The organism is Kocuria sp. CNJ-770 (assembly GCF_001942375.1).
Taxonomy (GTDB): domain Bacteria; phylum Actinomycetota; class Actinomycetes; order Actinomycetales; family Micrococcaceae; genus Kocuria; species Kocuria oceani.
Genome location: NZ_MKJW01000165.1, coordinates 1 through 7,759 on the forward strand (window position 1 = coordinate 1; position 7,759 = coordinate 7,759).

The window sequence follows — 7,759 nt, forward strand, 5'->3', positions numbered from 1 at the left end:
GATGCCTCGGCGCTGCGTCGCCTCCGGGGCCTCGGTCCGGGACCGGCGCGGCCTCCGCGCCGGCGGGCGTCGTGGCCGGAGGGCGCCCGCCGGCGGTGCGCCGTCCGTGCCGATCCGCTCAGGCGTCCCGGCGGTGGGCGAGGGCCGCGCGGAGCCGCCCGGGCACTCCCGGGAGCTCCCGGCGCGCCGAGGCGGCCGTCTCGCGGGCGGCGCGCAGGCCGGTGTAGGCCGCGTACCGGCTGCGGCCCACCGGCAGGTCCCAGGTCCCGGGTAGGCCTCCGGGCGGCCGCCGAAGGACTTCTTGAACTTCGTGAAGCCGTGCCAGGCGTGCTCCGGGTCCGCGCCCTCGGGGGCCGTGCCGAACAGGTCGAAGCGGCGCAGGCCCTTCTGCCGGGCGTCCAGCACCATCCGCACGACCAGCGGGATGCCCGCGGAGAGCTTGCGGTGCTCGAAGTCCATCGCGGCGTGGGCGTAGGTGCGGGTGTCGTCGGAGTCGTAGACGAGCGAGGCGCCGATGGGCTGCCCGTCCAGCCGCGCCACGTACAGGACGGCCGCACCGAGCGGCATGAGCGTGCGCGCGGCCTCGCGCAGGTAGGCGTCCTGCTGCCGGGTGAAGTCCTTGCGCTCGGCGGTGGCGTCGAGGAAGCCCAGCAGGACGTCGACGTCCCCCGGGTCGGTGGACGCGGTGAACGTCACGCCCTTCTTGGCGATGTTGCGGTGCAGGTTGCGGTTGGTGGACTTCATGTCCTTGAGGATCGCGTCCTCGTCCTGCGTCAGGTCGATCACCTGGGTGTGCCCGGGCTGGACCTGGCGCGGCGCCGGGCGCAGACCGCGGCGGCGCAGCGAGGCCTCGGGGGTCTCCAGCCCGTCGGTCACGGCGGCGTCCACGGGCTCCACCCGGACGAACCAGCACCGCTCCTCCCGGGCCGTGCGCACGAGGTGCTCGAGCGCCTCCTCGAAGGCCTGGGGGGTGCCGGCCTCGGGGCCGTACGGGCAGTACAGGTAGCGGCCGAGCCGGCCGCCCTCGAGGACCGCGAGGTAGCGCCACCCGTCCCCGGAGGCCTGGAACACCCGGTGCCCCAGGTTCCGCTGGAAATCGGCCCATGCATTCGACTGAAGTATGTTCGCCACGCCCCCACTGTACCGGTGCGTCCAGGAGCCCCCGGCGCGGTCGCCCGGGCCCCCGGGCCGGGACGGCGGCCCAGGTCAGGGCACGGAGCAGGTGCCGTTGGGGGTGAGCTCCTCGGCGGGCACCCGGGGGAGCGCGGCCGGGACCGGGACGGCCATGGCGACCCCCGGGCCCACGGCCGCGCCGCGCGGCAGCGCCTCGGCCTCCCGGGCCCCGCGGTCGGTGGCCTCCTCCAGCACCTGGGCGAGGTCCTCGTGCAGCCGGTCGTAGTCCGGGTAGGTCGGGAAGGACGGGTCGTAGTAGGGCGGGCCGGCGGCGAACTGCACCAGCTCGTGCTCCTTGGCCTTCAGGGCCACGTCCACGAACGAGCCGATCTGGCTCTGCGGGATGTCGGTCTCGACGACCTGCGTGCCGGACTCCGCGAGGTCCTGGAACCGGGCGAGGACGTTGACGGGGTTCAGCTGCTTGAGCATCGCGGCCTGCACGCAGCGCTGGCGGGCCTGCCGGTCGTAGTCGGTGGCCCCCTCGCGGGACCGGGCGTACCAGAGGGCGTGGTAGCCGTCCAGGTGCTGGACGCCCGGCTCGATGTAGCCGAAGATCTCGTTCGGCAGGCCGGTGACCAGGTCGGTGCCGCCGCCGATCGGCACGCGCCCGCCGACGTCGATGGTGATCCCGCCGAGGGCGTCCACGAGCTGTTCGAAGCCGTTCATCTCGACGATCGCGTAGGCCTGGACCTCGATGCCGAGCACCCCCGACGCGGCGTCCTTCATGGCCTCGGCGCCGGGGTCCGCGGCGTCCGGGTACAGCTCGGCGTGGTTGTTCGTGACGTCGGTGTAGAGGCGTTGAGGATGCACTCGTCGCCGCAGTCGAAGCCCTCGGGGTAGACCTCGGCCAGCGGGGAGTCCTCGGGGAAGGGGGCGTTCTGCAGATTGCGGGGCAGGGAGATGGTCACGGTCCGCCCGGAGTCGGCGTCCACGCTGAGCACCGTCATCGAGTCGGGGCGGCGGCCCGAGCGGTCCTCCCCGGAGTCGGTGCCCATGAGCAGGATGTTGTAGCGCCCGTCCGCGGGCCGGAAGGGCAGTCCGCCCCCGAAGACGTCCGAGACCGCCCCGCGGGTCACGGACAGCAGATAGGCGGAGTAGGCCAGCCCGCCCGAGGTGACGAGCATGAGCGCCACGGTGGCGGCGGCCACCGCCCGGCGGGTGCGCTGCGCGAGCAGTCCGGGCCGGATCAGGCGCAGCGTGTCGAAGAAGAGGAACGCCCACCCCAGGGCCAGGCCCAGCAGCACGGCGATCAGCAGCAGGGACGTCAGCGAGTTGGTCAGGAACCAGATCAGAGGAGTCCGCCACAGCAGGAGACTCACGAGGGCCAGGGCCAGGGCCGCCCAGACGACCACGTCGGCCTTCAGGGCGGCGCGCCCCGTCGCCCGCCGGCCCGCGACGAGCTGGGCGCTGCCGGGAACCACGAGGGTGGACAGGAGCAGCGTCCAGGCGCGCTGGGCGCGCGTGCCCTCCCCGGCGTGCTGCGGGTGGCGCAGCGGGTCCGTGAGCCGCGGCGGGGACGCGGCGTCGTCGTCGCCCCGCCGCACGGCGGTGACGGCGTCCTCGGGCGTCGCGCCGGAGCCGGGTCCCGGATCAGGTCGGCGGTGCGGCGGACGGGGGTCCGGCTCGGCGCGGGGGGTGTGGCCGTTCACGGGCAGCTCCGGCGGGGAAGGGCGGGTGGGGAAGGGCGGGGCGGCGGGCTCAGGCGCCGAGGCGCGAGCGCAGGGCGGCGCCCTTGTCCTGGGCGGTCTGCCGCAGCTCGGAGGCGAAGTGCACCAGCTGCTCGCGCAGCTGCGCGGCCCGGTCGTCCGCGCCCGCGGCGAGGATGCGCGCCGCGAGCAGCCCGGCGTTGCGGGCCCCGCCGATGGACACGGTGGCCACCGGCACGCCGGCGGGCATCTGCACGATCGACAGCAGCGAGTCCATGCCGTCGAGCGTCCGCAGGGGGACGGGCACCCCGATCACGGGCAGCGGGGTCACGGAGGCGAGCATGCCGGGCAGGTGGGCGGCGCCCCCGGCCCCGGCGATGAGCACGCGCAGGCCGCGGTCGTGGGCGCGCCGGCCGTAGTCGATCATCTCGGCGGGCATCCGGTGGGCGGAGACGACGTCGACCTCGTAGGCGATGCCGAACTCGTCCAGGGCGGTGGCCGCGGCCTCCATCACGGGCCAGTCGGAGTCCGACCCCATCACGACGCCCACGACGGGCTGCTGCTTCTCGTTCACTGGCACTCCTGGACTGCTGGGGTGGTGCGCGGCGCAACCGCACTCCGGTCTGGGGCTACGGTAGCCGTCCCGGCTGGACGGACCGTGAGGGGCACGCTGGTCAGGCGCGGCCGTCGCGCAGCACGGCCGCGGCGCGGGACGCCCGGCGGCGCAGTTCCGGGATCTCGTCCGCCGCGCCCGTGATGTTCACGTGGCCGATCTTGCGTCCGGGCCGCACCGCCTTGCCGTAGTTGTGGATCTTGGCGCGGGGCTCGGCGCTCATCGCGTCCCGGTAGGCGCCGAAGAGGTCCTGGTTGGCCCCGCCCAGGTAGTTCTTCATCACCGCGGACCCGCCGATCAGCCCGGTCTCCCCGAGGGGGAGGTCGAGCACCGCGCGCAGGTGCTGCTCGAACTGGCTGGTCACGGACCCGTCCATCGTCCAGTGCCCGGAGTTGTGCGGGCGCATGGCCAGCTCGTTGACGAGGAACCCGGGGCCGCGGCCGGGGCTCTCGAACAGCTCCACCGCCAGCACGCCCGTGACCCCGAGCTCGGTGGCCAGGGTCAGGGCGGCGTGGGCGGCGGCGGCGGCCACCGCGGGCTGCAGGTCCGGGGCGGGGGCGAGCACCTCGTCGCAGACGCCGGCCACCTGGATGGACTCCACGACCGGCCAGGCACGCACCTCGCCGGAGGGCGTGCGGGCCACGAGGGCCGAGAGCTCGCGGGAGAACGGCACCTTCTCCTCGGCCAGCAGCGGTCCGTCCGTGCGCGCGAACCACTGCGCCGGCTCCTCGCCACGGGCGTCGGCGGCGGTGTCCAGCACCATGACGCCCTTGCCGTCGTAGCCCCCGCGCGGGGTCTTGAGCACCACGGGCCAGCCGGCCTCTTCGCCGAAGGCCACGAGCTCGTCGGCGTCGGCCACCGCCGCCCACCGGGGGTTGGGCAGGCCCAGGCGCTGCACGGCCTCGCGCATCCGCAGCTTGTCCTGGGCGTGCACCAGGGCGTCCGGCCCGGGGCGGACGGCGACGCCCTCCGCGAGCAGGGCGTGCAGGTGCTCGGTGGGCACGTGCTCGTGGTCGAAGGTAAGCACGTCCACGTCCGCGGCGAACCGGCGCAGCGCCTCGAGGTCGGTGTAGTCGCCGACCGGGGCGGTGGGCACGGCGGCGACGGCCGAGACGTCGGGGCCCTCGGCGAGCACGCGCAGCTCGATGCCCAGGGCGGTGGCGGAGGGCGCCATCATGCGGGCGAGCTGCCCGCCTCCGACGACGCCGACGACAGGTGCGGTTCCAGAAGCTCTCACCCGACCAGCGTATCCCGGCCCGGAGGGACCGCCCGGCGGGCCGTCCCCTGCCCGTCACCTGACCGTCCCCCGGCTGTCGCCGGGCCCGTAACAGGGCGCCCACGCCCAGGGAGCGCGCAGGAGGGGCGGGGTAGGATGTCCCGAGGTCCGCCGCGGGGGCTTGCCCGCGTCCGTCGACCGCTGCGCCGGCCGGCGCCCACCGACCCACCACCTGGGAGACCTGAAGCCGCGTGAACCGTCTCGTCGACCGTTTCGATGCCCTGTGGCACCTGTTCGTCAAGGAACTCACGAAGTTCGGAGTCGTCGGGGCGCTCGCCTTCGTCATCAACGCGTCGCTCACCTGGGTGCTGATGCACACCTGGTTCCAGGACGGTCACCTCAAGGCCAAGTTCGTCGCCACCGCCGTCGCGATCCTCTTCGCCTGGGTCGCGAACCGCCTCTGGACCTTCCGGCACAAGCGCCAGTCGGACAAGCGCCGCGAGCTGGTGCAGTTCCTCGTGGCCAACGGCATCGGCATGGCCATCGAGCTGGGCTGCCTCGGCTTCAGCTACTACGTGCTGGGCCTCACGAGCGCCTACGCGTCCTTCGTCTCCGGCACGATCATCGGCACCATCCTCGGCACGATCTTCCGGTACTTCGCCTACCGTTTCTGGGTCTTCACCGAGGAGCTCGACGAGGACCCGAACTTCGCCGACACCGCGGCCCTCGAGATCGCGCTGATCACCGGTGCCGCCCCCGCGGGCGGCGCCGAGCACCCGCGGCGGGGAACCGCCGAGCAGGCGCCGCGGGAGACCGCCGAGCACACGCCCCGGGAGAGTGCTGCGCACCCCGGCCGGGACGCCCACGAGGGCGCGGGCCCGGCCGAGGGCCGCTGAGCGGAGCGGATCAGAACGCCACGGCGTTCTCGGCCGCCAGCACGGACGCCCAGGACGGGTCGGTGCCGTCCGCCGGCCGGTCCGTGACGACCACCGCCCGGCCACCGGCCAGCACGCCCAGGACGCGCAGCAGGTGCTCCGCGTCCATCCGCCGTCCGGGCACGTGCACCGCCGCGGCCCCGCCCCACGCCTGCTCCCGGCCGGACACGCGCGCGGCGGCGTCCGGCAGCAGCGCCCCGTGGCTCAGGGGCCCGTCATCGCCCGCCGCCCACAGGGCCGGCCCGTCCGGGTCCGGCTCCTCGAAGCCCTCGTACACGTCCGCGTGGGACCGCACCTCGGCGCAGTAGTCCAGCGCGTCCCCCTCGGGCAGCTCCCCCCGGTACCCGAGCGAGAGCGCCGGGCGGTCCAGCACCACCGCCCGCGCCCCGGAGGGCACCCGCCCGAGCAGGGCGGGAAGCGCACCCCGGGCGTCCACGAGTCCCGCCACGGCCCGGTCACCGGGCTCCGGGGCACCTCCGGACGGGTCGACCGGCCGCAGCCCGGCGCCCATGGTCCACGTGCCCAGGGCCACGGCGAGGCCGCGCCAGTGCACCTCGTCGCCCAGGGCGACGACGTCGCCCGCCTGCAGGTCCAGCTCGTCCACCCACAGGTTCGCCGTCTTGGCCGCCCAGTTGTCCAGCACCCGGCCGGAGAGCTCCACGCGCTCGCCGTCCTGCCCGTACCAGATGAGGGCGGGGTGGCTGCTCCGGCGGAGCTTGTCCACCAAGCGGGGGACAGAGGTGGGGGTAGGGATGTCCAAGGGCTCCTCCTGAGGGATGCGGGGCCGCCGGAGGCCGTCCCGAGGCATATGCGTCGGCGTGCATTCTTCGCTTTTCCGGGCGCCTCGCGCCAAACCGGGCGTGACCTGGAAAAACGTCTACTCCCAAAGGAAATCTGGGCCGATATGGTTCCAAGGGTCCCTCCGGCGAGAGGGTTGACGCAGTAGTAGTTACACACGTGTAATGAGGAAGTCCGGCAGGCGATCACCAAAGATACGTTCTCCGGGATGTAACGAACTGGTACCCCCGCAGTATGCCAGTCCGGGGCCAACGTGTCGGATGGAAGGAAAGTCATGGGAGAGGCCGCACGCCAGCAGCTCGTCGATTCCACCCCCCTCAGCACCTCGCGGCGCAGCGTGCGCTCGGTGCCCGAGGACTGGTTCGTGGATCCGGCCGACCCTCGGGCCGCAGAGCGCCACGTCCGCCGCGCCGGCGGCAGCCTGGAGGAGCAGGCCACCGCCTACCTCGCCGCGCACGACACCGTGCAGAACCTCTCGGGGGACGCGGCCGGCCCGGTCGTGGACCTGCTCGAGACCCCGGTCGCCGACGGCGGCCTGGACTGGGGCGCGGTCGCCGGGCTGTACGCGGTGGAGGAGGACGAGGGCGAGCTCGCCTGGCAGACCGACGCCCTGTGCGCCCAGACGGACCCGGAGGCGTTCTTCCCGGAGAAGGGCGGATCCACCCGTGACGCCAAGCGCGTCTGCGAGGCGTGCCCGGTGCAGAGCGCGTGCCTGGACTACGCCATGAGCAAGGACGAGAAGTTCGGCATCTGGGGCGGGCTGTCCGAACGGGAGCGCCGCCGCCTGCGCCGGCTGACGCGCTGAGGTAGTTTCGTGCGATGAGCTCCTCCGGCAGTGCCACCCGACGTTGCTCCCGCCAGACCTGCACGCGGGACGCGGTCACGACCCTCACCTACGTGTACTCGGACTCGACCGCCGTCGTGGGACCGCTGGCCGGCCACGCCGAGCCCCACGCCTACGACCTGTGCGCGGTGCACTCCGACCGGCTCACGGTGCCGCGCGGCTGGCAGGTGGTTCGCCTGGAGCTGCCGGAGGACCGGGCACGCCGCGAGGACATCGGTGCCGTGGCCGAGGCGGTCCGCGAACCGGAGCCGCCCGCGGCCGTCCGGGAGCGTCCCCGGGCGGTGTTGCGCGACGTGTCCCTGCCCCGCTCCGCCGCGCCCCGGGACGCGCTCCCGGACCGTCCGGTTCCGGAGCGCCGGCTCCCGGAGCCGCTCCCGCGCGACGTCCCGATGCCCGAGAGCCTGCGGCGCCGCACCTGCGGCGGCCGCACCTGCGGCGGCCCACGGGCGACGCGGCGCGCGGCGCCCGAGGTCTGAGCGGCGCGGCGGTGCCGAGCCCGAGCGGCGCGGCGTGCCCGAGGCACGGCGGGCGCGG

Annotated in this window: 9 protein-coding genes; 3 read left to right on the forward strand and 6 right to left on the reverse strand. The window is 74.5% G+C overall.

The window, feature by feature from the left end:
- From BJF77_RS18820 to BJF77_RS18840, 5 genes are all read right to left on the reverse strand, one after another.
- Positions 1–1,131, reverse strand: a 1,131-nt coding sequence (locus BJF77_RS18820) for a GNAT family N-acetyltransferase (protein WP_255396367.1), incomplete at its 3' end; no start/stop codon positions are given.
- A gap of 75 nt (positions 1,132–1,206) precedes the next feature.
- Complete coding sequence (locus tag BJF77_RS22230; protein WP_075873124.1) at positions 1,207–1,983, reverse strand: LCP family protein; 777 nt, start codon at positions 1,981–1,983, stop codon at positions 1,207–1,209.
- Positions 1,896–2,822 carry a hypothetical protein gene (locus tag BJF77_RS22235; protein ID WP_075873125.1) on the reverse strand — a complete coding sequence of 309 codons (927 nt, stop codon included), beginning with the start codon at positions 2,820–2,822 and terminating at the stop codon, positions 1,896–1,898. Before BJF77_RS22235 ends, BJF77_RS22230 begins: the two co-directional genes overlap by 88 nt.
- A 49-nt stretch (positions 2,823–2,871) precedes the next feature.
- Complete coding sequence (purE, locus tag BJF77_RS18835; RefSeq protein WP_047804116.1) at positions 2,872–3,357, reverse strand: 5-(carboxyamino)imidazole ribonucleotide mutase; 486 nt, start codon at positions 3,355–3,357, stop codon at positions 2,872–2,874.
- A 136-nt stretch (positions 3,358–3,493) separates the two neighbouring features.
- Positions 3,494–4,609: a 5-(carboxyamino)imidazole ribonucleotide synthase gene (locus BJF77_RS18840; protein ID WP_047804083.1), complete on the reverse strand. Its 1,116-nt coding sequence runs from the start codon at positions 4,607–4,609 to the stop codon at positions 3,494–3,496.
- A 290-nt stretch (positions 4,610–4,899) separates the two neighbouring features.
- Between BJF77_RS18840 and BJF77_RS18845 the strand changes: the two genes are divergently transcribed.
- Positions 4,900–5,544 (forward strand): GtrA family protein, encoded by a 645-nt coding sequence (locus BJF77_RS18845; RefSeq protein WP_075873127.1) that lies wholly within the window; start codon positions 4,900–4,902, stop codon positions 5,542–5,544.
- A 10-nt stretch (positions 5,545–5,554) separates the two neighbouring features.
- On the opposite strand, the gene BJF77_RS18850 is transcribed toward BJF77_RS18845, so the two are convergent.
- Positions 5,555–6,343 carry a TIGR03089 family protein gene (locus tag BJF77_RS18850; protein ID WP_139318664.1) on the reverse strand — a complete coding sequence of 263 codons (789 nt, stop codon included), beginning with the start codon at positions 6,341–6,343 and terminating at the stop codon, positions 5,555–5,557.
- A 312-nt stretch (positions 6,344–6,655) separates the two neighbouring features.
- On the opposite strand from BJF77_RS18850, the gene BJF77_RS22405 reads away from it, so the two are divergent.
- Both BJF77_RS22405 and BJF77_RS22945 read left to right on the forward strand, forming a co-directional pair.
- On the forward strand, positions 6,656–7,186 hold the full coding sequence (locus BJF77_RS22405) for a WhiB family transcriptional regulator (RefSeq protein ID WP_075873128.1): 531 nt from the start codon (positions 6,656–6,658) through the stop codon (positions 7,184–7,186).
- A 14-nt stretch (positions 7,187–7,200) separates the two neighbouring features.
- Entirely contained in the window at positions 7,201–7,701 is a 501-nt protein-coding gene (locus BJF77_RS22945) for a DUF3499 family protein (RefSeq protein WP_075873129.1), read from the forward strand.
- Positions 7,702–7,759: the final 58 nt, after the last annotated feature.

Excerpts from the sequence above, each read along its gene's own strand:
- purE (WP_047804116.1), bottom strand. The coding sequence starts at position 3,357 with ATGGGGTCGGACTCCGACTGGCCCGTGATGGAGGCCGCGGCCACCGCC.
- BJF77_RS18840 (WP_047804083.1), bottom strand. The coding sequence starts at position 4,609 with ATGATGGCGCCCTCCGCCACCGCCCTGGGCATCGAGCTGCGCGTGCTC.
- BJF77_RS22405 (WP_075873128.1), top strand. The coding sequence starts at position 6,656 with ATGGGAGAGGCCGCACGCCAGCAGCTCGTCGATTCCACCCCCCTCAGC.
- BJF77_RS22945 (WP_075873129.1), top strand. The coding sequence starts at position 7,201 with ATGAGCTCCTCCGGCAGTGCCACCCGACGTTGCTCCCGCCAGACCTGC.